The sequence below is a fragment of the Saccharothrix deserti genome (assembly GCF_009769385.1).
GTDB lineage: Bacteria > Actinomycetota > Actinomycetes > Mycobacteriales > Pseudonocardiaceae > Actinosynnema > Actinosynnema deserti.
This window is the reverse complement of record NZ_ML775963.1, coordinates 213037-233548: the sequence shown is the minus strand read 5'-3', so window position 1 is coordinate 233548 and position 20512 is coordinate 213037. Positions and strand designations below refer to the sequence as shown.

Here is a 20512-nt window from a genome sequence, read left to right as displayed (position 1 = left end):
GCTCACCAGAAAGGTGCTCCTGAACTGGTTCGGACATGACCCTCGACAAGTCATATCCTTGCAGCTCAGAGCACCTTTCTCCGTGATCGACACCCTTTCGCGCCGAAACACCGTGAAAGCAGCGGGTTAGCGGCGGAGGTCGCGGCCGATTACCAGGCGTTGGATCTGGTTGGTGCCCTCGAAGATCTGGAGGACCTTGGCCTCCCGCATGTAGCGCTCCACGGGGAAGTCGCGGGTGTAGCCGGCGCCGCCCAGGACTTGAACGGCGTCCGTGGTCACCTTCATCGCGGCGTCGGTGCAGATCAGCTTCGCGATCGCGGCCTGGCGGCGGAACGGCAGGCCGCGGTCACGTCGGCGGGCCGCCTCCAGGTAGGTGGCACGGGCGGATTCGACCGCGGCGGCCATGTCGGCGATCAGGAACTCCAGCCCCTGGAAGTCGATGATCGGACGGCCGAACTGGGTGCGCTCCTTGGCGTACGCGACGGCCTCGTCCAGCGCCGCCTGCGCCAGGCCCACACCGCACGCGGCGATGCCGAGCCGGCCGGAGTCCAACGCGGACAGTGCGATCTTCAGCCCGTCGCCCTCGTTGCCGATCAGGCGGTCGGCGTCGACGCGGACGTCGTCGAACCGCAGCTGCGCGGTGATCGAACCGGTCAGGCCCATCTTGCGCTCCGGCTTCGCCGCCGTGAGGCCCTCGGCCTGACCGGGCGCGAAGAAGCAGCTGACGCCCTTGCCGCCGTCGTCGGACGTGCGGGCCATCAGCGTGTAGAAGTCGGCGACGCCCGCGTGCGTGATCCACGCCTTCGTGCCGTTGACGGTGTAGTGGTCGCCGTCACGCGTGGCCCGGGTGGACAGCGCGCCCGCGTCCGAACCGGCGTGCGTCTCGGACAGCGCGTACCCGCCGAGGTGGTCGCCCCCGAGGACGTCCGGCAGCCAGCGCGCCTTCTGCTCCTCGGTGCCGAACGTGGCCAGCCCGTAGCTCGACATGATGTGCACCGACAGCCCGACGCCGACGGACATCCACGCCGACGCGACCTCCTCCAACGCCTGCAGGTACACCTCGTACGGCTGCTCGCCGCCGCCGAACCGCTCCGGGTACGGCAGGCCGAGCAGGCCGACCTTGCCCAGCAGCCGGAACTTGTCGCGCGGGAACCGCTCGTGCTCCTCGGCCTCGGCCGCGTGCGGCGCGAGTTCGTCGCGGGCGATCTCGCGGACGAGAGCGAGCAGGTCCTCGGCCTCCGTGGTGGGGAGCAGGCGCTCGGCGGGCATCGTCGACCTCCGGTACGGCGTGGCATCGAGTGGAACTCGACTGAGACACGAGAGTACTGTCGACAGTACTCTAGGACGTACTCCAGTACTGCATTCAGGCATTGTGACAGAGTTGCCGCCTATGACCTCGATCGTGCGCAGACCGCTGACGCCCAGGCAGGTGGAGCTGCTGGGCCGGCTTGAGGCACTCGTGCTCGCCGAGGGGTTCGCGCACTTCACGCTGGACGACCTCGCGGCACGCCTGCACTGCTCCAAGTCCACCCTGTACGCGCTGGCCGCGAGCAAGGAACAGCTGGCCGTGCGCGTCGTCGGCCGGTACTTCAAGGGCGCGGCCGAGCGGATCGAACAGCGCATCGCCGACGTCAAGGACGTGCGCGTCCGCGTCGGCACGTACCTCGCGGGCGCGGCGGAGGAGCTGAGGCGGGCGTCGGCGCAGTTCATCACCGACGTGTCCGCGTTCGCCCCCACACGCACCACCTACGAGCGCAACGCGCGTGCGGCGGCCGAGCGGATCCGCGAGTTCATCCAGGAGGGGGTCCGGGACGGGGTGTTCCGGGACGTGCATGCGACCCTCATCGCCGAAATGGCCGGTCTGCTCATCGAGGGCATCCAGACCGGTGTGCTGCCCCGGCGCGCGGGTGTGTCGGACGCCGAGGCGTTCACCGCGCTGGGCGAACTGCTGCTGGACGGGTTGCGGAGAGAACGGAGCCACTCGTGATCGTCGTTGCTGGTGAGGCGCTGGTCGACCTGGTGCCCACGCCCGACGGGAACCTCGCGCCGAGGCTCGGCGGCGGCCCGTACAACGTGGCCGTGGCCGCCGGGCGGCTCGAAGCGCCGGTGAGCTTCCTGTCCCGCGTCTCGTCCGACCTGTTCGGCGACCGGCTGATCGAACGGCTGCACGCCTCCGGCGTCCGCACCGATCTGGTCCAGCGCAGCGACCAGCCCACGACGTTGGCCGTGGTCGGTCTGGCCGACGACGGGTCGGCGCGCTACTCGTTCTACGTCGAGGGCACCGCGGACCGCCAGGTGACCGATCCGGGGCCGCTGCCCGCAGGCACCCGGGCGGTGTCCTTCGGGACGCTGTCGATGGTGCTGGAGCCGGGCGCGAGCACGTACGAGCGGGTGCTGTGGCGCGAGGCCGAACGCGGCGCGCTCACCGTGCTCGACCCGAACATCCGCGCGGGCCTCATCCACGACCCCATGGCGTATCGGGACCGTTACGACTCGTGGCTGCCGCACGTCGGCCTGCTGAAGGTGTCCGTCGAAGACGCCCGGTGGCTGGCCGACCTGCCCGAGGACGCGCCCGAGGACGAGGTGCTGGAGGTCGTGCGCGACTGGCAGGGCGCCGGGCCGGGCGCGGTCGTGCTGACCCGGGGCGGCGACGGACTGGCCGTGCTGACGTCCTCCGGCGACGTGATTCGCGTCCCACCGACCCCCGTGGACGTCGTCGACACCATCGGCGCGGGGGACACCGTGCAGGGCGCTCTGCTGGCCTGGCTGCACAACCACGACGCGCTGTCCGTCGAGGCCGTCCGAGGTCTGGACGCCGGGAAGTGGCGTGAGGCGCTGTCCTACGCGGGCACGGCGGCGGCCATCACGTGCTCCCGCGCGGGCGCCGAGCCGCCGTACAAACGCGAGTTGGAGATGACCTAGCTCTCACCCCGTGTGAGGTGGAGGAACAGCCCGAAAGGGCTACGGTGGTTGGACGCACGCTAGCCACCCATGCATCCGGATGTGATGCCGGTCCCACCTCGCAGAATCGGTTCACACCGCGGCTGTGTGGCGGGTCGTCCGCTGACTAGCGTGGGTGAACTGACAGGACCCCAACGGGGTGGTGCTGCGGTGCGGGGCGATCCCACGCCCGCGCGCAGGCGTGCGAGACCCGCATGAGCCACCCCGCCCTAGCGTGAGAGGGACTCTGCATGCCCGACGCGACGATTGCGCCGAACGACACCCGTACCGTCGCGCTGCGCCATCCGGGCGGAGAGCACGAGATGAAGGTAGTACCGGCCACCGAAGGTGCGCCCGGTATCGATCTCGGGAAGCTGCTGGCCACCACCGGCTTGGTCACCCTGGACAGCGGGTTCGTCAACACCGCGTCCTGCTCCTCCGAGATCACCTACATCGACGGTGACGCGGGCATCCTGCGCTACCGCGGCTACCCGATCGAGCAGCTCGCCGAGAAGTCGAACTTCCTCGAGGTCAGCTACCTGCTGATCTACGGCGAGCTGCCGACCCAGGCCCAGCTCGAGGAATTCTCCTCCAAGATCAGCCGGCACACGCTGCTGCACGAGGACCTGAAACGGTTCTTCGACGGCTTCCCGCGTGACGCCCACCCCATGCCCGTGCTGTCCTCGGCGGTCTCCGCGCTGTCGACGTTCTACCAGGACAGCCTCAGCCCGTTCGACGCCAACCAGGTGGAGATCTCCACGATCCGCCTGCTGGCCAAGGTTCCCACCATCGCGGCGTACGCCTACAAGAAGTCCGTGGGCCAGCCGTTCCTGTACCCGGACAACTCCCTGGGTCTGGTGGACAACTTCCTGCGCATGACGTTCGGCTTCCCGGCCGAGCCGTACGACGTCGACCCCGACCTGGTGCGGGCGCTCGACCTGCTGTTCGTGCTGCACGCCGACCACGAGCAGAACTGCTCCACGTCGACCGTGCGGCTGGTCGGCTCGTCCGAGGCGAACCTGTTCGCGTCCATCTCGGCCGGCATCAACGCGTTGTTCGGCCCGCTGCACGGCGGCGCGAACTCCGCGGTGCTGGAGATGCTGGAGAAGATCCGGCGCGAGGGCGGTGACGTCTCCGCGTTCGTGAACAAGGTCAAGAACAAGGAGGACGGCGTCCGCCTGATGGGCTTCGGCCACCGGGTCTACAAGAACTACGACCCGCGCGCCGCGATCATCAAGAAGACGGCCGACGAGATCCTGGGCAAGCTCGGCGCTTCCGACGAACTGCTGGACATCGCCAAGGCGTTGGAGGAGACGGCGCTCGCCGACGACTACTTCGTCGAGCGGAAGCTGTACCCGAACGTCGACTTCTACACCGGCCTGATCTACCGGGCGATGGGCTTCCCGACGAAGTTCTTCACCGTGCTGTTCGCCCTGGGCCGGCTGCCCGGCTGGATCGCGCACTGGCGCGAGATGATCGAGGACCCGGCCACCAAGATCGGCCGCCCGCGGCAGGTCTACGTCGGTTCCCCGGAGCGCAACTTCGTGCCGCTCGACCAGCGCTGACCCCCTTTTTTCAGCGCTGACAACGGCTTCACCGCCGACCCGGCTCCACCGAAGGCCCGCACCCGTTCGCCCGGTGCGGGCCTTTTCGTTGGCACGACGGGGAATCCGCCGGTTCAGCGGCCCAGTTCGGCGATGAGCGCGCGGTAGGTGTCGAACGCGGGTTTGGGGGTGTAGTCGTCGGTGGTGAGGCCGAACCGGTGGAACAGCCCGGATTTCGCGCTGTCGGCGTCGCGGAGCGCGAAGTGCGTGTAGCCGCCGATGCCCAGACGTCGTGCGTTCGCGGCGGTGGTCCGGATCACGGTGTCGACGACCTCGGCTTGCCGGGGACGTTCGGCTCCTCGGTCACCTGGAGCGTGTCGGTCACCGCGCCGTACTGCTCGACCAGGTCGCGCAGGAAGTCGCAGTAGCCCGCGACGTCACCGGAGGCGGACTGGTACTGCGCAACCAGGTCGAGGCGGCGTCCCCGCTGCGCGTACCGGGCGGCGTCGGACGGCGTCGCGGTCGGGTGCGGTGCGCCGTTCGGGGTGGTGTCGTCGAAGCCGACGTAGGCGCGCACCAGGAAGGGACGGCCCGGCTCACCCTGCAGTCGATCCAGTGCCGCCGAGATCCGCTCAGGGTCGTCGGGCGCGCCGGTGGCCAGGCCGCCGCTGTCGTCACCGGTGATCCCGCCCGGGTAGATCCCGAAGAGCAGCTTGTCGTGGTCGGTGGACACGGGTTCGTCCTCTCGTTCGGTCAGGTGGGCCACGTCAGCGAGCCGACGCGGATCTCGTCCACGACCGTGCCGATCCACTCCAGTTCGGCGCGGGCCAGGCGCAGCGCGTACTCGGCCTCGATGACGTGCAACCGGGGCACGCCGCTTTCCAGCACTTCGGCCAGGTGGCTCTCGTCGGCCTCGACGCGGTCGGACAGCCGCTGGGCGCGCTCGGTCAGGGCCGCGACGGCGCCGGTCGGCCCGAGCGCGCCGAGGTAGGCGACCGCGCCGACGAACTGCGTGAACTCGCGCCGGGGGTTGCGGATCTGGCTGTCCAGGCGGCGCACCAGCTCCTCGCGCCCGGTGTCGGTGAGCGCGTACACGGTCCGTTCCGGGCGGTTCCCGGTGCGCTGCTTGCCCTGCGGAGCGACCCATCCGGCCGCCACCAGCGCCTCGACGATGTCGTAGAGCGTGCCCCGGCTGATCACGGTGGCGCGGTTCTCGCCGCGTTTCCGCAGCTCGGAGAGCATCTGGTACGGGTGCGCCGGGTTCTCCAGCAGCAGGCCCAGCACCGCGAGCACCAGCGGGTTGTCGAGCGCGCGACGTGGCATGGCCGAAATCTAACAGTCGAAATCGACTATGCCACGGCGAGCGCTGTAGCAGGGGTCCCCGCCAAGGGGATCCCTTGATTTGATCTTGCCAGGAGGGGGCGACAATTCCAGGCCGTCGAGCCTGCGCCTGTGGACAACCAGTGGACAGCTCTAGCGGACAGCTTTAGCGGACGGCTCTAGCGGACAGCCAAGGGAACGCGAGGGCTACCGCAGCACGTCCCGCAGGCGGACGCGGGCGCCGGTGCGCAGCACGGCGTTCGAGTACACCTTGCCGCCCAGCCACGTGATCGCCGCGACCGCGAGGAGCGCGAGCACGATCGCCAGCAGCACCTGCCACGTCGGCGCGACACCCATCGCCATCCGGCCCGGCATCAGGATCGGCGCGAACGGCGGCAGCACCGACATCACCGCCACGGCGGACCCGGTCGGGTCGCTGATCATCAGGTTGATGCCGACCACGAACGCCACCACGATCGCCATGCTGATCGGCGTCAGCACCGACTGCAGCTCCTCCTGGCGCGACACCAGGGACGCCGCCGCCGCGAAAACGGTGGCGTACAAGAAGAACCCGAGCAGGTACCACAGCAGCCCGGTCGCCAACGCCCCACCGGCCACGCCCGCGACGTCGATCACCCCGGACGCCGACGACAGCACCAGCCCGATGCCGCCGATCAGCAGCAGTTGCAGCAACCCCACCGCGCCCAGCCCGACGACCTTGCCCAGCAACAACTGCCACGGCCGCAGCGTCGCCAGCAGGATCTCCACCACCCGGCTGGACTTCTCCTCCACCACGCCCTGCGCGACCATCGTCCCGTAGACCAGCAGCGAGTAGTACAGCAGCGCCGCGATCACCAGGCCGATCGCCAGCCGTTGGCCCTTCCGGTCGTCCTCCGGCTCCAGCGCCACCACGTCGACGCCCGCGCGCTCCACGTTCTGCGCGGCCACGGCCGGGTCGACGCCCGCCTCGGCCAGTTGGGCGTTGAGGACCTGCTGCTTGACGATCAGGTCGATCGAGGCGTGCAGCTCGTCGCTCAACGACTCCTTCACCACCACGTGCAGGTCGTCCGGCGCACCGGTGACCAGGGCGTCCACGTCACCCGACCGCACCTGCTCCTCGGCCGCCGCCGGATCGGTCACGTCGACCGTCTCCACCTCGCGGCCGAACGACGCGGCGGTCTGCTTCAACGGCTCCGCCAGCACGGTGGCCTGACCGCTCAACGCGACCCGGTCGCGGCCCGCGTCGTCGAACAGCACGGCCTGCAGCAGCACGTACCCCGCCATCAGGGCGACGATCACCAGCGTGCCCCACAGGAACGACTTCGTGCGCACCTTGGCCAGGAACTCCCGGCGCGAGACCAGGAACACCGCCCGCCCGGGGGTGATGCTGTTCATGCCGCGGACTCCTCGGTCACCACGCTGCGGAACAACTCGGTCAGCGAGGGGCGCTGCCGGGAGAACTCGTGCACCGGGCCTGTGTCCAGGGCGGCGCGCAGCACCACCTGGTCGTCGCCGTCCGGGGCCAGGTCCACCACCGTGCGGCCGGACGACGTGTGCGCGGACCGAACGCCGGGCAGGTGGTCGGCCCAGCCGGCGGGTGCCTGTGGTGCGTCAACGACCAGCTTCGAGTCGCCGCCGGCGCGCAGTTCGTCCACCGGGCCGCACGCGACGAGGGTGCCTCGGCGCACGATGCCGACCCGGTCGCACAACCGTTCCACGAGATCCAGCTGGTGGCTGGAGAACACCACGGGCACACCGCTCGCGGCCTTCTCGCGCAGCACCTGGCTCATCACGTCCACCGCGACCGGGTCCAGGCCGGAGAACGGCTCGTCCAGCACCAGCACGTCCGGCTCGTGCACCAGCGCCGCCGCCAACTGGACGCGCTGCTGGTTGCCCAGGCTGAGCTTCTGCACCTCGTCGTGACTGCGGTCGCGCAGGCCGAGGCGGGCGATCCAGTTGTCCGCGGACCGGTGGGCGGCGTTGGTGGACATGCCGTGCAGCTCGGCCAGGTACACGAGCTGGTCGTGCACCTTCATCTTCGGGTAGAGGCCGCGCTCCTCGGGCATGTAGCCGATCCGGCGGCGGGTCTCGAAGGTGATCGGCTCGCCGTTCCACCGCACCTGGCCCGAGTCGGCGGCGAGCACACCCAGCGCGATGCGCATCGTGGTGGTCTTGCCGGCCCCGTTGCTGCCGACGAACCCGAACAGCTCGCCCGCCCGCACGTCGAAGGTCATCCCGTCCAACGCGACGACCTCCCCGTAGCGCTTGGAGACCTGGTCGATCTCCAGCTCTCCCAGAACCGTGCGGCCCTGTGCCACGGTGCTCTCCTCCTGTTGTGACCAGTCGTGACCAGCCATGACCAGCCGTAGACCTAGGCCAAGCCGTAGACCTGGCTCGACAGCGGCTCGAACGGCGTGCGGCTGAACACCGCCTCCACGGGGAGACCGAAAACGTCGCAGATCCGCAGCGCCAGGTCGAGGCTGGGGTAGTGGTCGCCCCGCTCCAACGCGCCGATCGTCTGCGGATTGACCTCCACCGCCTTGGCCAGCACCGCCCTCGTCATACCCCGCTCGACCCTGAGCACCCCGATCCGGTTGTGGATCGGCTGCCCGGGGCCTCGGCGCACCGGACTCATGCTACGAAGTGTTGCGAAAACCCAACAGATCGGCAAGTAAACAATTCACAGAATAGACCGAATGGTGGTATCCGCCGGTGTCGTGCCCGTAAATCACGATTCGGTGAAACGATACGTCGCCGGGAACCGAATCGTCTGTCGACGGGTCGAATGCGCAGTAGGGCCGCAAGCCCCGTTGCCGTGAGGGGTGAACATGGAGCCGGACCAGTGGCTCGCGCAGTACGGAGAGAAGATCGACCAGGCCAAGCGGAACGCCGCCCAGGTCGAGACGCAGCTCGGGGGTGTCGGCGGCAGCGCGACGTCACCGGACGGCCTGATCACGGTCACTGTCAACGCCTCGGGCGCGTTGACCGACCTGATCCTGCGCCCGCAACTGCGGGGCGAGGACCCGGAGCGGATCTCCGGCGCGATCATGACCGCCGTCGCGCAGGCGCAGCGCGCCGCCGCGGGCAAGGTCGTCGAGATCATGACCGAGTTCGTCGGCGACAGCCCGGCGCTGGAGTTCGTCAAGGCGAAGATGCCGAACGGCTATTCGGGTGACGGCACGGATGCCGTGGAACCGGCGCCGGAGATCCAGCGTCGAGACGTCAGGCCCGATGACGACTACTTCACCAACCCACCCGATGTCATGGCCTGAGCAGGGGGTAGATGACCATGTTCGACTCGTTCAACGTGAGCCCGGAGCAGATCCGGGCGCACGCTGGCACGGTCGACCAGCTGACGCAGCGGATGCTCTCGGCCACCAACACCGCTGACCCGTCGCTGTCGACCGAAGCCTTCGGCGTGTTCGGCTCGTTCCTGGCCCAGTTCCTGCTCAAGACGGCCGGTTCGTCCCAGGACATCCTCGGCCAGGCCACGGAGACCATCGCCGACATGTGCCAGGGCCTCAAGGAGGTCGCCGACCTCTACGAGAACGTCGACCTCGACAACGCGTTCGGCTTCACCGGAAAGGCACGGGGATGAGCGCGCAAGCCACGACAGGGAATTCCACCGGTCAGGGCCGTGACCCGTCGTACCTGATCAGCGACGTGCAGGGCACCGTCGCGGCGGTCGAGCGCGGTGACTGGGTGCAGGCCGGTCTCGGCATGGCGAACACCGCCATGGGCATCGTCGGCATGGCGAGCAACCCGCTGTCGGGCTTCCTGTCCGCCGGGTTCAGCTGGGCCATGCAGCACGTCGACTTCCTGCGCGAGCCGTTCGACGCGCTGCTCGGCGACCCGCAGGCGATCCAGAAGATGTCCGACAGCTGGGCGTCCGCGGCCAAGCAGATCGAGGGCATCGTCGCCGACTACCGGCGCACGTCCGAGCAGGAGACCAAGGGCTGGCACGGTCGTTCCGCCGACGGTTACCGGGCGGCGAGCAAGAAGCACGCCGCCGGCCTGGAAACCCTGGCCAAGGCCACGAAGGGCATCTCCGGCGCGGCCAAGGGCGCGGGCGAGCTCGTCGCGACCGTGCGCAAGACCATCATGGACCTGATCAGCCAGGCCGTGTCCGAGATGGTCATGAAGATCATCCAGTGGCTCGCGGCGTCGTTCCTGACGTTCGGCGCGGCCATCGGCGCGGCGATCGCGGACATCGTGCAGATGGCGTGCAACTACGCCAAGAAGCTCGCCGACTTCCTGCAGAAGCTCGCCAACTCGCTCAAGAAGCTGATCGACCTGATCAAGTCGGTCGCGCAGATCGCCCAGACCGCCAAGCAGATCCTCCAGGCGATCACCGCGATGACGTCGTCCAACAGGGGTTCGGGCGGCGGTGGCGGCTCGGGGCCGCGGCTGACGCGGGGCGGTGTCGGGCTGACCGAAGACCAGTTGAACAACATGGACCGCGGCGCGGACCAGCGCTACACGTCTCCGGGGAACGATGGGACGAACACGTCCGGCTCGGGTGGCGGCGGCACGGGTGGTCCCGTGGTGAGCCGTCCGCCGACGGTGGGCGTGGGTTACGGGCCGGGCTCCGACCCGGACGGGCGTGTCTACCCCGGTGGTCCGAGCGGGCCGGTGGTGAGCCGTCCGCCGACGGTCGGCACCGGTGGCGGTTCCGGTCGTGGTTCCGGTGGTGGCGCGGGTGCCGGCGGCCACTGGGAGCCGGGGCGTTGGGTGGCGGGCAACGGTTCGGCCGGTGGTGACCGGATGACGTCGCTGCCTTCGCTGGGCGGCACGACCCACACGACGAGTGGGTCCGGCGCGCCGACCGTGCCGGGCGTGCCCACTGTGCCGCCGGTGCGTCCGGTGGCTGCTGACCTGCCTACCATGCCGACCGGCGGTGGTTCGGGCGGTGGCGGTGGTGGTGGCTTCGCCGGTGGTGGCGGTGGCTTCGCGGGCGGCGCAGGCGGTGGTGGTGCCGGTGGCGGCGGCTCGACCCTCCAGTCCGGCGGCTCGTCCGGCGTGCTCGGTGCCGCGGGCAGTCCGGCCGGTGGCGCGGCAGGCGGCGTGCCCGGCGGTGCCGGTGGCGGCCGTCCCGGTGCCGCGGGCATGGCCGGCGGGATGATGCCGATGATGCCGCCCCCTGGCCAGGGCGGCGACGGCAAGGACCACCAGCGCAAGGTGCGGCTTGAAGGTGAGCCCCTGATCGAGGAGCCGCCGAAGGCGGCGAAGCCGATCATCGGCGAGTGACCCGAACGCCAAGGGGGGACCTCCACACGGAGGTCCCCCCTTTGCTTACCCAACAGCACCTTCGCTCGTCCTGAACGTAGAACTCAGACCCCCTGAACGTTCGACTCACGGCACCTGAACGTTCGACTCTCGCGGTCTGGAGGTAGGACTCTCGCGGTCTGGAGGTAGGACACACCTGGCGTGAACGTAGGACACACGCGTGAGTCCTACGTTCGCGTTGGGTGTGTCGAACGTTCAGGTGGGGTGAGTTCTGCGTTCAGGTCGCTTGGGCGGCCAGTTCTTCGGCTACTTGGTGGGTGATGGTGGGTTCGGCGTGGGCGCGGTCGGTGGGGATCAGGCCGGTGCGGGTTCGGCGGTCCAGGACGTCGGCGGCGGTCAGGGCGCCTTCGTGGCGGACTGCCCAGGCGACCTCGCCGATCTCGGCCACGCGGGGGGCCTCGGTGCCGTAGCGGGGGATCAGGTGGGGTGGGCCGGTGGCCGGGCCTGCGCCTACCAGTGGGAGGTGGGCGGTGCGGGAGGGGGCTGTTGTCAGGGCGGTGGCGTTCACGGCGTCGGCGGCCATGCGGCGGTAGGTGGTGAGTTTGCCGCCCACGACTGTTGTCACTCCGTCTTGGGTCAGTACCGCGTGGCGGCGGGAGAGGTCGGCGCTGGGGCCGTCGCCGGTGTCCAGGAGGGGGCGCAGGCCGGCGAACGTGCCCAGGACGTCGGCTTGGGTGAGTGGGCGTTCGAGTACTGAGGACGCCACGGTCAGGAGGAAGTCCACATCGGACTGGGGAACCGTTGGCACGTCGGGGATGGGGCCGTCGAACGGTTCGTCGGTCAGGCCTATGTAGACGCGGCCGTCGCGTTGGGGGAGCAGTAGGGCGAAGCGGTTGCGGGCACCGGGGACCGGAACGGTCAGGGCGGTGTTGGTCAGGCCCAGGGCGGAGGCTGACAGGACCAGGTGCGAGCCGCGGGACGGGCGGAGTTTCACGTCCACCAAGTCGCCTGCCCACACGCCGGTGGCGTTCACCACCGCCCGCGCCTTGATGTGCAGAGACGTGTTGGTGAGGGTGTCGGTCACGTGGGCGCCGTTGTCGGTCAGGGACGTGACGCGGGCGCGGGTGATGACGCGTGCGCCGAAGCCGGCGGCGGTGCGGGCGAGGGCGACGACCAGGCGGGCGTCGTCGACCAGTTGGCCGTCGAAGCTCAGGAGGCCGCCGCGCAGGTCGGCACGGCGCAGGCCGGGAGCCAGGGCCAGGGCCTCCACGGCGGGCACGTGCCGCGGACCGGGCAGCACGCGGGACGGGGTGCGGGCCAGGCGGCGCAGCACGTCACCGGCACGCAGACCGGCCATGACGACCGGGTCGTGCGACTTGCCGTGCAGCGGCACCAACTGCGGCAGCGCCCGGACCAGGTGCGGCGCCGTGCGGGTCATCAGGATGCCCCGCTCGACCGCGCTCTCGTACGCCAGTCCCACCTCGCCCTGCGCGAGGTACCGCAGGCCGCCGTGGATGAGCTTGCTCGACCAGCGGGACGTGCCGAACGCCAGGTCGTGCGCCTCCACCAGGCACACCGACAGGCCGCGCGAGGCGGCGTCGAGGGCGACACCGGCACCCGTCACCCCGCCACCGACGACCAGCAGGTCGACCGGCGACGAGGACACGTGGTCCAGGTCCGCGCGGCGGCGGGCGGCGTTCAGCGAGGTGCTCATGACAGTCGAGGTGCTCACGACAGTGATGTGCTCATGACAGGGCCGCGTCCAGGTAGGCCGCCAGTTCGGCCAGCAGTTCGTCGAAGTCCAGGTCCGTGGTCGCGGGCCGGATCGACAGGACCAACGACTGCGTGGTCAGCAGCACCAGTCGGGCCTGGGCGGCAGGGGAACCGGGACGGATCGAGCCGTCGGCGTGACCGGCCTCGATCTGCGCCACCAGGAACGCCTCGACCAGCTTCTGCGTGCTGCCCAGCCGCCGCACGAGGTACGGCAGCATCAACTCGGCGTCCAGGTCGAGCACCCGCCGCATCAACGGGTCGGCGGCGAGCAGCCGGATACCGGCGATGGCCTGCGCCACCAGCCGCTGCCGGGCGTTGTCGCCGGTCACCGCGATGCGCTGCAAGAGCGCGGTGAACTCCCTGGTCATCAAGGCCCTGACCAGCGTCCCGACGTCCGGGAACCGGCGGTAGAGGGTCATCCGGCTCACCCCGGCGCGTTTGGCGATGTCCGTCAGCGTGGTGCGGCGGACCCCGACCTCGACCACGCAGTCGCGGGCCGCGTCGAGGAGCGCGTCATCACTGTGACGTTGAGACGTCATGTGTCACACTGTAGCGGTGACCGAGCGCACCGACCACACCCTCCGGGGCAGTTGGACCTCAACCACGGGCGAGCTCCCGCCGCACGCCCTCAGGTGGCTCCGCGGGCGCACCGGCCTGGCGGACGTCCGCACTCCGCCGCGTGCGCCGGTCGTGCCGGAGTCGGCGCTGTCGGGTGCCGCGCACGCCGCGTTGGACGCCGTCGTCGGCCCCGGGTACGTCCGGGTGGACCGCGATTCACGGCTGGGACGCGCGGGCGGATTGTCCTATGTGGACCTGTTGAGGCAACGTGGTGACGGTGACCTGGCCGTGCCGGACGCGGTGGTGCTGCCCGCGTCACCCGGGCAGGTCGTCGAAGTGCTGAAGACGTGCGTCGAGCACGACGTGGCGGTGGTGCCGTTCGGCGGTGGCACGTCCGTCGTCGGCGGCGTGAACGCCCTGCGCGGCGACAAGGCGGCGGTGATCGCGCTGGACCTGAACCGGCTGGACGAGCTGGTCTCGGTCGACCCCGTGTCACGCCTGGCCGTGCTCCAGGCCGGTCTGCCCGCCCCGCAGGCCGAACGGGCGCTCGCCGCCCACGGCCTGACCATCGGGCACGTCCCGCAGTCCTACGAGCGCGCCACCGTCGGCGGGTTCGCCGCGACCCGCTCGGCCGGTCAGGCGTCCTCCGGTTACGGCCGGTTCGAGGACGTGGTGGAGGGCGTGCGGCTGGCCACGCCGGTGGGCGAGTGGCGGCTGGGCGGCGCGCCCGCGTCGGCCGCCGGGCCGGACCTGAAACAGCTGGTGGTGGGCAGTGAGGGCGCGTTCGGCGTCATCACCGAAGTCACGCTTCGCGTCCGGCCGCGTCCGGAGGTCGAGCGCTACGAGGGTTTCGTGGTGGACGGCTGGGCGCGCGGCTCGGCCGTGGTGCGCGGGCTGGCGCAGCGGCGCGTCCTGGCCGACGTGACCCGTCTGTCCGATGTGGACGAGACCGGGGTGTCCCTGGCGATGACCGGGGGCTGGAAGATCAACGCGCTCAAGGCGTACCTGAAGGCGCGTGGCGTGCGGCGGCCGTGCCTGCTGATCCTCGGTTGGCACGGCGCGAGCGAGGCCGAGGTCAAGCGCAAGCGCGCGGAGACGTTGCGGGGCCTGAAGCTGGTGTCCCTCGGCACGGCGCTAGGTGAGGCGTGGCGGCACGGCCGGTTCAACGGTCCGCGTCAGCGGGACGCGTTGATGGAGGTCGGTGTGTGCGTGGAGACGTTGGAGACCGCCACGCACTGGTCGAAGGTGTCCGAGCTGCGCACCGCCGTGCGCGAGGCGCTGGTGGACGCGCTCGGTGAGTGCGTGGTCATGTGCCACATCTCGCACGCCTACGAGACCGGCGCGTCGCTGTACTTCACCGCGCTGGCGGCACGGGACGTCGCCGATCCGATCGGGCAGTGGCAGGTCGCCAAGGCCGCCGCGAGCGAGGCCATCACCGGGCTCGGCACGATCAGCCACCACCACGCGGTCGGTGCGGACCACGTGCCGTACCTCGAAGCCGAGATCGGCGCGCTCGGGGTGGACGTGCTGGCGGCCGTGAAGCGGACACTCGACCCGACCGGTGTGCTCAACCCTGGAAAGCTCATCCCGACGGGGCTAGCGTCGCCTGGTGACCGGTGACCTGCTGATCCGTTCCGTGCGGCCGTGGCCGAACAGCCCGGACGCGCCCCTGGTCGACGTGCTCTGCGAGGGCGGGCACGTCGCCGCGTTCGCCCCGGACCTCGACCCGCCGCCCGCCGTGCCGGTGGTCGACGGCCGGGGCGGTGTGCTGCTGCCGGCGTTCACCGACGCGCACGCGCACCTCGACTCCACCCGGCTCGGCCTGCCGTTCCGGCCGCACAGCGCGGGCGAGGGCCTGGCCGAGCTGATCGACAACGACCGGCGCAACTGGCGTTCCGCCGAGGTGTCCGTCGCGCAACGGGCCACTCACACGCTCGGGCGCACGATCGCGTCCGGTGCGACGCACGTGCGCAGCCACGCGCAGGTGGACGTCGACTCCGGGTTGGACAAGCTGGAAGGCGTGCTCGCGGCGCGCGAGGAGCACTCCGGGCGGGCGCACGTCGAGGTGGTGGCGTTCCCGCAGTGCGGCATCCTGCGGGAGAAGGGGACCGCCGAGCTGCTGGACGCGGCGTTGCGCGCGGGCGCGGACCTGGTCGGCGGGCTCGACCCGGCCGGTTGCGACCGTGATCCGGTGCGGCACCTCGACGTGGTGTTCGGGTTGGCGGAGAAGCACCAGTGCGGCGTGGACGTGCACCTGCACGACGCCGGGTCGCTCGGTGCGTTCCAGGTGGAGTTGATCTGCGAACGCGTGAACGCGCTCGGCATGCAGGGGCAGGTGACGATCAGCCACGCGTTCGCCTTGTCCACTGTGGACGACGAGCGGCAGCGGGAACTGGTGGAGCTGCTGGCGGAGCACGACGTCGCGGTGACCACCGTCGCGCCCGGCGTGCGGGAACCGTTGCCGTTGCGGCAACTGCGGTGGGCGGGGGTGCGGTCGGGGCTCGGGCAGGACGGCATCCGCGACTACTGGTCGCCCTACGGCAACGGCGACATGCTGGAGCGGACCTGGCAGTTGGCCTACCGCAACGGGTTCCGGCGGGACGACCTGGTGGAGATGTGCGTCGACATCGCCACGCGCGGCGGCGCGGCCGTGATGGGACGGACTCTGGGCTTGACGGAGGGCTCGCCGGCGGACCTGGTGGTGGTGCCGGGCGACACGGTGACCGCCGCGGTGATGGACCACGCCCCGCGCACACTGGTCGTGCACGCGGGACGCGTCGTCGCCGCCGACGGCGAGATCGTCTAGTTCAGACTTCGGACGGCCGGGTGCTCATGACGTCACGGCCGCGACCGCGCTGACTTCGAGCAGCGCTCCGGGCACGCCCAACCCGGCCACCCGCGCGGCTACGACCGGCGGCGCGGCGCCCGCCAACTCGGCGGCCGCCACCGGGTAGGCCGCGTTGAGGTCGACGCCCTCGACCAGCAGGATCGTCACCATCACCAGGTCGTGGACGGTCGCGCCCGCCGCGGCCAGCGCGACGTGCAGGTTCTTCATCACCTGCTGGGTCTGGGCGGCCACGTCATCGCCGCCGACGAGCCTGCCATCGCCGTCGACGGCGTTCTGGCCGCCGATGTAGACCGTCGTCGAACCCGGCGGCACCACGGCGACGTGGGTGAAGGCGGGCGACCGGACGAGTCCGTCGGGGCGGAGCAGTGAGTTGCGGTTCATGCTGACCAGCATGCCGCCATATCAGGACAGCTACTGTCCTGATATCCGGAATTCCCCAGGGCTAGCAGCACAGGTCGAACAGTTGCGCCCACTGCTCGGCGGTGAGGTCGCGCGGCAGAGTGCGGTCGGTGATGCCGTGCCGTCGGGCCCACGCGGTGACGCGGGACGACGGGTAGGCGGCACGCACGACCTGCGGCACGCCGCGCCCGCGTCCGGTGAAGATGCGGTGCACGAACGTCTGGTACCGACGTCGGCTGCGGACGTCCACGAGAGGGTCGGCTCGGCGTGTCACGGTCATCAGGCCGCCGTCCACGCTCGGTCGTGGGTGGAATGCCGCGGCCGGAACCCGCCGTGCCAGGTCGAACGAGTACCAGGGCCACCACTGCGCGGTCATCATCGTCGCCCCGCCGACGCCCGCCCGGCGCCGAGCGACCTCCCACTGGACCAGCAGCACGGCGTCCGTCCAGTGGTCGGCGTGGACGATGCGCCGCAGCATCGCCGTGGTCAGGTGGAACGGCAGGTTGCCGACCAGCACGTGCGGCGTGGAGGGCAGGCGGTGCCGGAGGAAGTCCGCGTGGACGACCGACGTGCCCGGCCCGACCCGTTTACGCAGGTCACGGACCCGGTCGGGGTCGATCTCCACACCCGTCAACGGTCGGCCGAGGGCCTGCAGGGGCAGGGTCAGCGCGCCTGCCCCGGAGCCGATCTCGAGGATCGGCCCGCGGGTGCGGGCGACGAGGTCGACCACGGCGGTGACGACGGTGCGGTCGGTGAGGAAGTTCTGGCCGTTCTCGTGCCGGCCGTTGTGGTGCGTGCGCACTGGTGGAGCTCCGCGGCTGCTGGGAAGCGAGCCGGGCAGCACGGAAGAGACCGCCCGGCGTGGACTCGCTGGAGCGGCGGAGCTTCTACCCGAAGGATGCCGCCGCTAGACGCGGCGCAACCGGGTCAATGCCGAGGCGGCGCACATGCCGGCGACGCTAGCGCATCGCCGGCGGTGTCCGACAACCGATTTTCGTGCACGAGACAACTTTCGTGCACGGAACAACTACAGGGTGACCAGGGCCTTGCCGGTGTTCTCGCCGCGCAGCATCCCGATGAACGCCTCCGGCGCGCGGTCCAGGCCCTCGGTCACGGTCTCCTGGTAGCGCAGCTTGCCCTCGGCGATCCAGCCGCCGACCTCGCCCACGAACTGGTCGCGCAGGTGCTCGTGGTCGTGGACCAGGAAGCCGCGCAGGTTCAGCCGCTTGCCCACGGCCAGGCCGAAGTTGCGCACACCCGCCGGGGTCCTGGTGTTGTAGTTCGAGATCGCGCCGCACAGGGCGACGCGGCCGTACGGGTTGAGCGCGTCGATCGCCGCTTCCAGGTGGTCGCCGCCGACGTTGTCGAAGTACACGTCGACGCCGTCCGGCGCCGCCTCCGCGAGCTGGTCGGCGACCGGGCCGTTCTTGTAGTTGAACGCCACGTCGAAGCCCAGCTCCTCGACCAGGTACTTCACCTTCTCGTCGCTGCCGGCGCTGCCGATGACGCGCTTCGCGCCGCGCAGCCGGGCGACCTGACCGGCGACCTGGCCGACCGCGCCCGCCGCGCCGGACACGAACACCACGTCGCCTTCCTTGAACGCGGCCACGTCCAGCAGGCCCGCGTAGGCGGTCATGCCGGGCATGCCCAACACACCCAGGTACGCGCCGATCGGCGCCTGCCGCGGGTCGACCTTCACCGCGTCGGCCGCCTCCACCGCGCCGTACTCACGCCAGCCCAGGAAGTGCAGCACGGTGTCGCCGACCTCGAAACCGGGAGCGTTGGACGCCACGACCTCGCCCACCGCGCCGCCGTCGAGGGCCTTGCCGATCTCGAACGGCGCCACGTACGACTTGCCCTCGTTCATCCGGCCCCGCATGTACGGGTCGACGCTCATCACGAGGTTGCGGACCAGCAACTGCCCGTCACCGATGGTCGGCACGGGTGCCTCGGCCAGTTCGAAGTTCTCGACGGTCGGGAAGCCTTCTGGGCGGGATGCGAGACGGATCTCCCGCGCGGTGCTCGGCAAGGTCATACGAAGTGCAACAGCACGAAGTCTCGGCGCTGTTCCGCCGTTCGGCTGTGAGCTGTGTCCCGCAGTCGTCCCGCAGTCGTCCCGCAGTGGGGCAAAACGCGCATGACCGCGTCATCGCCGAGGCGTACCGTCCTGGCGTGGTCCCGGCGCGGCTTCCCCGCCTCGACCCACTCCCCGAAGTCACCGAAAAGATTCAGAACAGCCGGCGGCGAATCCGCCACTGGAAAGGCATCACCGTGGAGAAGATCAGCAAGAGCCTCCTGAACTGGGCGTCGATCCTGGAGCCGAAGACCCGCGAACAGGCCGAGAAGACCGCGCTGATGCCGTTCGTCTTCCCGCACGTGGCACTGATGCCCGACGCACACCTCGGCAAGGGCGCGACCGTCGGCAGCGTCATCCCCACCCTCGGCGCGATCATCCCGGCCGCGGTCGGGGTGGACATCGGCTGCGGCATGATCGCGGTCCGCACCCAGTTCACCGAGGACGACTTCCGCTCCCGGCCGCTCGCGCCGCTGCGGGAGGCGGTCGAAGCCGCGGTGCCGCTGTCCGCGGGGAAGTACAACAAGGGCCTCACCGCCACGGCGGCCGAGCGGGTCCACGCGTTGGGCGAGCGGGCGGAGAAGTCCGGGTTCGACCCGGCCCGCTACGCCGCCAACTGGAAGTTCCAGTTGGGCAGCCTCGGCTCCGGCAACCACTTCATCGAGATCACGGTGGACGAGACGGGCCGGGTGTGGCTGTTCCTGCACTCCGGATCGCGCGGGGTGGGCAACAAGATCGCGCAGCACCACATCGACGTCGCGCGGGCGCAGTGCGAACGCCGGTGGATCAGCCTGCCCGACCCCGACCTGGCCTACCTCGTGGAGGGCGAGGCCGAGTTCTGGGCCTACATCCGCGAGATGCGGTGGGCCCAGGAGTTCGCGTGGCTGAACCGCGAGGAGATGATGGACCGGGTCGTGGCGTGCGTGTCCGACTGGATCGGCACGGACGTGGAACGGCAGGAGACTACGAACTGCCACCACAACTACACCGAGCAGGAGACCCACTTCGGCAAGGAGGTGTGGCTGTCGCGGAAGGGCGCCATCAACGCCGAGGAGGGCCGGCCCGGCCTCATCCCCGGGTCGATGGGCACCGCGTCGTACGTCGTGGTCGGCAAGGGCAACAAGCTCGCGCTGAACTCGTCACCGCACGGCGCCGGCCGCAACTACTCCCGCTCGGCCGCGCGCCGGACCTTCAGCCACGAGGACCTGCGCAAGGCGATGGTCGGCATCGAGTACCGCGACACCAACGCGTTCATCGACGAGATCCCCGCGGCGTACAAGGACATCGACATCGTCATGGCGGACGCCGCCGATCTCGTCGAGGTCCGGCACACCCTGCGGCAGATCGTCAACGTGAAGGGCGACTGACGCGATCCGTCGCACCGCGACACATCTCCCGCCCACCCGAGGAGCGACGACAGCATGGACATCCGCCGCATCACGTCGTTCGACGCCGTGGTGGCCGCGGGCCACCTGTTCGACGACCCTCCGATCGAGGACGCGACCCGCGCGTTCCTCGCCGACGACCGGCACCACCTGTTCATCGCCTACGTCGACGGCGAGCCGGCCGGGTTCGTGTCCGGGGTGGAGACCATCCACCCCGACAAGGGCGTGGAGATGTTCCTCTACGAACTGGGCGTGGACGAGGCCTACCGGCGCCGGGGCATCGGCACCGCCCTCATCGAGAGCCTGATCGGGCTGGCCAGGGAACGCGGCTGCACCGGTGTGTGGACCGGCACCGAGAAGGACAACACCGCGGCCCTGGCCACCTACCGCCGTGCCGAGGCCGAACTAGACTTCGACACGGTCGCCGTCTCCTGGGGCTTCTGAA

Annotated in this window: 22 protein-coding genes; 10 read left to right on the top strand and 12 right to left on the bottom strand. The window is 70.3% G+C overall.

The window, feature by feature from the left end:
- Positions 1 to 126 precede the first annotated feature (126 nt).
- Positions 127 to 1269, bottom strand: a complete 1143-nt coding sequence (locus tag FM051_RS09845) for an acyl-CoA dehydrogenase family protein (RefSeq protein WP_158842599.1) — start codon at positions 1267 to 1269, stop codon at positions 127 to 129.
- Between the two features lie 121 nt (positions 1270 to 1390).
- Here FM051_RS09845 and FM051_RS09840 point away from each other — a divergent pair, with 121 nt between their 5' ends.
- The 3 genes from FM051_RS09840 (at position 1391) to FM051_RS09830 (ending at position 4505) form a co-directional block, all read left to right on the top strand.
- Positions 1391 to 1987, top strand: a complete 597-nt coding sequence (locus FM051_RS09840; RefSeq protein WP_158842598.1) for a TetR/AcrR family transcriptional regulator — start codon at positions 1391 to 1393, stop codon at positions 1985 to 1987.
- Positions 1984 to 2922: a carbohydrate kinase family protein gene (locus FM051_RS09835; protein WP_158842597.1), complete on the top strand. Its 939-nt coding sequence runs from the start codon at positions 1984 to 1986 to the stop codon at positions 2920 to 2922. The genes FM051_RS09840 and FM051_RS09835 overlap by 4 nt, the downstream gene beginning before the upstream one ends.
- A gap of 269 nt (positions 2923 to 3191) precedes the next feature.
- The gene (locus tag FM051_RS09830) at positions 3192 to 4505 is read left to right on the top strand and encodes a citrate synthase (protein WP_158842596.1); all 1314 of its coding nucleotides are present in this window, start codon (positions 3192 to 3194) and stop codon (positions 4503 to 4505) included.
- A gap of 113 nt (positions 4506 to 4618) precedes the next feature.
- On the opposite strand, the gene FM051_RS50425 is transcribed toward FM051_RS09830, so the two are convergent.
- The 6 genes from FM051_RS50425 to FM051_RS09805 all read right to left on the bottom strand — a co-directional run bounded on the left by FM051_RS50425 (position 4619) and on the right by FM051_RS09805 (position 8439).
- The gene (locus FM051_RS50425) at positions 4619 to 4804 is read right to left on the bottom strand and encodes a hypothetical protein (protein ID WP_202918761.1); all 186 of its coding nucleotides are present in this window, start codon (positions 4802 to 4804) and stop codon (positions 4619 to 4621) included.
- Complete coding sequence (locus tag FM051_RS09825; RefSeq protein ID WP_202918760.1) at positions 4801 to 5217, bottom strand: hypothetical protein; 417 nt, start codon at positions 5215 to 5217, stop codon at positions 4801 to 4803. The genes FM051_RS50425 and FM051_RS09825 overlap by 4 nt, the downstream gene beginning before the upstream one ends.
- Before the next feature lie 20 nt (positions 5218 to 5237).
- Entirely contained in the window at positions 5238 to 5807 is a 570-nt protein-coding gene (locus FM051_RS09820) for a PadR family transcriptional regulator (RefSeq protein WP_158842595.1), read from the bottom strand.
- A 204-nt stretch (positions 5808 to 6011) separates the two neighbouring features.
- Positions 6012 to 7199, bottom strand: coding sequence for an ABC transporter permease (locus FM051_RS09815; RefSeq protein WP_158842594.1), 1188 nt, complete (start codon positions 7197 to 7199; stop codon positions 6012 to 6014).
- The gene (locus FM051_RS09810) at positions 7196 to 8038 is read right to left on the bottom strand and encodes an ABC transporter ATP-binding protein (protein WP_238412267.1); all 843 of its coding nucleotides are present in this window, start codon (positions 8036 to 8038) and stop codon (positions 7196 to 7198) included. The genes FM051_RS09815 and FM051_RS09810 overlap by 4 nt, the downstream gene beginning before the upstream one ends.
- A gap of 137 nt (positions 8039 to 8175) precedes the next feature.
- Positions 8176 to 8439 (bottom strand): helix-turn-helix transcriptional regulator, encoded by a 264-nt coding sequence (locus FM051_RS09805; protein WP_158842592.1) that lies wholly within the window; start codon positions 8437 to 8439, stop codon positions 8176 to 8178.
- 193 nt (positions 8440 to 8632) lie between these two features.
- Between FM051_RS09805 and FM051_RS09800 the strand changes: the two genes are divergently transcribed.
- The 3 genes from FM051_RS09800 to FM051_RS50420 are packed head-to-tail and all read left to right on the top strand — an operon-like array spanning position 8633 to position 11051.
- A complete protein-coding gene (locus FM051_RS09800; RefSeq protein ID WP_158842591.1) occupies positions 8633 to 9076 on the top strand; it encodes a YbaB/EbfC family nucleoid-associated protein in 444 nt (147 codons plus the stop codon).
- 11 nt (positions 9077 to 9087) lie between these two features.
- The gene (locus tag FM051_RS09795; protein ID WP_158842590.1) at positions 9088 to 9402 is read left to right on the top strand and encodes a type VII secretion target; all 315 of its coding nucleotides are present in this window, start codon (positions 9088 to 9090) and stop codon (positions 9400 to 9402) included.
- The gene (locus tag FM051_RS50420; RefSeq protein ID WP_202918759.1) at positions 9399 to 11051 is read left to right on the top strand and encodes a WXG100 family type VII secretion target; all 1653 of its coding nucleotides are present in this window, start codon (positions 9399 to 9401) and stop codon (positions 11049 to 11051) included. The genes FM051_RS09795 and FM051_RS50420 overlap by 4 nt, the downstream gene beginning before the upstream one ends.
- Positions 11052 to 11307: 256 nt before the next feature.
- Here the strand turns inward: FM051_RS50420 and FM051_RS09785 are convergent, their stop codons facing one another.
- Together FM051_RS09785 and FM051_RS09780 are read right to left on the bottom strand one after the other, a co-directional pair.
- Entirely contained in the window at positions 11308 to 12744 is a 1437-nt protein-coding gene (locus FM051_RS09785) for a glycerol-3-phosphate dehydrogenase/oxidase (protein ID WP_158842589.1), read from the bottom strand.
- Positions 12745 to 12775: 31 nt separating this feature from the next.
- Complete coding sequence (locus FM051_RS09780; RefSeq protein WP_158842588.1) at positions 12776 to 13342, bottom strand: TetR/AcrR family transcriptional regulator; 567 nt, start codon at positions 13340 to 13342, stop codon at positions 12776 to 12778.
- A gap of 16 nt (positions 13343 to 13358) precedes the next feature.
- Here FM051_RS09780 and FM051_RS09775 point away from each other — a divergent pair, with 16 nt between their 5' ends.
- Both FM051_RS09775 and FM051_RS09770 read left to right on the top strand, forming a co-directional pair.
- Positions 13359 to 14981, top strand: a complete 1623-nt coding sequence (locus tag FM051_RS09775) for an FAD-binding oxidoreductase (protein WP_158842587.1) — start codon at positions 13359 to 13361, stop codon at positions 14979 to 14981.
- Entirely contained in the window at positions 14971 to 16167 is a 1197-nt protein-coding gene (locus FM051_RS09770; RefSeq protein ID WP_158842586.1) for an amidohydrolase, read from the top strand. The genes FM051_RS09775 and FM051_RS09770 overlap by 11 nt, the downstream gene beginning before the upstream one ends.
- Before the next feature lie 24 nt (positions 16168 to 16191).
- Here FM051_RS09770 and FM051_RS09765 read toward each other — a convergent pair whose 3' ends face one another.
- The 3 genes from FM051_RS09765 to FM051_RS09755 all read right to left on the bottom strand — a co-directional run bounded on the left by FM051_RS09765 (position 16192) and on the right by FM051_RS09755 (position 18643).
- Positions 16192 to 16590 (bottom strand): RidA family protein, encoded by a 399-nt coding sequence (locus tag FM051_RS09765; RefSeq protein WP_158842585.1) that lies wholly within the window; start codon positions 16588 to 16590, stop codon positions 16192 to 16194.
- Positions 16591 to 16651: 61 nt separating this feature from the next.
- Positions 16652 to 17410, bottom strand: a complete 759-nt coding sequence (erm, locus tag FM051_RS09760) for a 23S ribosomal RNA methyltransferase Erm (RefSeq protein WP_158842584.1) — start codon at positions 17408 to 17410, stop codon at positions 16652 to 16654.
- A 225-nt stretch (positions 17411 to 17635) separates the two neighbouring features.
- Positions 17636 to 18643 carry an NADP-dependent oxidoreductase gene (locus tag FM051_RS09755; RefSeq protein ID WP_158842583.1) on the bottom strand — a complete coding sequence of 336 codons (1008 nt, stop codon included), beginning with the start codon at positions 18641 to 18643 and terminating at the stop codon, positions 17636 to 17638.
- 236 nt (positions 18644 to 18879) lie between these two features.
- Here FM051_RS09755 and FM051_RS09750 point away from each other — a divergent pair, with 236 nt between their 5' ends.
- Both FM051_RS09750 and FM051_RS09745 read left to right on the top strand, forming a co-directional pair.
- Positions 18880 to 20049 carry an RtcB family protein gene (locus FM051_RS09750; RefSeq protein WP_158842582.1) on the top strand — a complete coding sequence of 390 codons (1170 nt, stop codon included), beginning with the start codon at positions 18880 to 18882 and terminating at the stop codon, positions 20047 to 20049.
- Positions 20050 to 20103: 54 nt separating this feature from the next.
- Complete coding sequence (locus FM051_RS09745; RefSeq protein ID WP_158842581.1) at positions 20104 to 20511, top strand: GNAT family N-acetyltransferase; 408 nt, start codon at positions 20104 to 20106, stop codon at positions 20509 to 20511.
- The last annotated feature ends 1 nt before the right edge of the window (position 20512 follow it).

What these genes read in the sequence shown, in the direction of transcription:
- FM051_RS09845 (WP_158842599.1), bottom strand. Translation starts at nt 1,269, where the DNA reads ATGCCCGCCGAGCGCCTGCTCCCCACCACGGAGGCCGAGGACCTGCTC.
- FM051_RS09840 (WP_158842598.1), top strand. Translation starts at nt 1,391, where the DNA reads ATGACCTCGATCGTGCGCAGACCGCTGACGCCCAGGCAGGTGGAGCTG.
- FM051_RS09830 (WP_158842596.1), top strand. Translation starts at nt 3,192, where the DNA reads ATGCCCGACGCGACGATTGCGCCGAACGACACCCGTACCGTCGCGCTG.
- FM051_RS09820 (WP_158842595.1), bottom strand. Translation starts at nt 5,807, where the DNA reads ATGCCACGTCGCGCGCTCGACAACCCGCTGGTGCTCGCGGTGCTGGGC.
- FM051_RS09815 (WP_158842594.1), bottom strand. Translation starts at nt 7,199, where the DNA reads ATGAACAGCATCACCCCCGGGCGGGCGGTGTTCCTGGTCTCGCGCCGG.
- FM051_RS09810 (WP_238412267.1), bottom strand. Translation starts at nt 8,038, where the DNA reads ATGACCTTCGACGTGCGGGCGGGCGAGCTGTTCGGGTTCGTCGGCAGC.
- FM051_RS09805 (WP_158842592.1), bottom strand. Translation starts at nt 8,439, where the DNA reads ATGAGTCCGGTGCGCCGAGGCCCCGGGCAGCCGATCCACAACCGGATC.
- FM051_RS09800 (WP_158842591.1), top strand. Translation starts at nt 8,633, where the DNA reads ATGGAGCCGGACCAGTGGCTCGCGCAGTACGGAGAGAAGATCGACCAG.
- FM051_RS09795 (WP_158842590.1), top strand. Translation starts at nt 9,088, where the DNA reads ATGACCATGTTCGACTCGTTCAACGTGAGCCCGGAGCAGATCCGGGCG.
- FM051_RS50420 (WP_202918759.1), top strand. Translation starts at nt 9,399, where the DNA reads ATGAGCGCGCAAGCCACGACAGGGAATTCCACCGGTCAGGGCCGTGAC.
- FM051_RS09785 (WP_158842589.1), bottom strand. Translation starts at nt 12,744, where the DNA reads ATGAGCACCTCGCTGAACGCCGCCCGCCGCCGCGCGGACCTGGACCAC.
- FM051_RS09780 (WP_158842588.1), bottom strand. Translation starts at nt 13,342, where the DNA reads ATGACGTCTCAACGTCACAGTGATGACGCGCTCCTCGACGCGGCCCGC.
- FM051_RS09765 (WP_158842585.1), bottom strand. Translation starts at nt 16,590, where the DNA reads ATGAACCGCAACTCACTGCTCCGCCCCGACGGACTCGTCCGGTCGCCC.
- FM051_RS09755 (WP_158842583.1), bottom strand. Translation starts at nt 18,643, where the DNA reads ATGACCTTGCCGAGCACCGCGCGGGAGATCCGTCTCGCATCCCGCCCA.
- FM051_RS09745 (WP_158842581.1), top strand. Translation starts at nt 20,104, where the DNA reads ATGGACATCCGCCGCATCACGTCGTTCGACGCCGTGGTGGCCGCGGGC.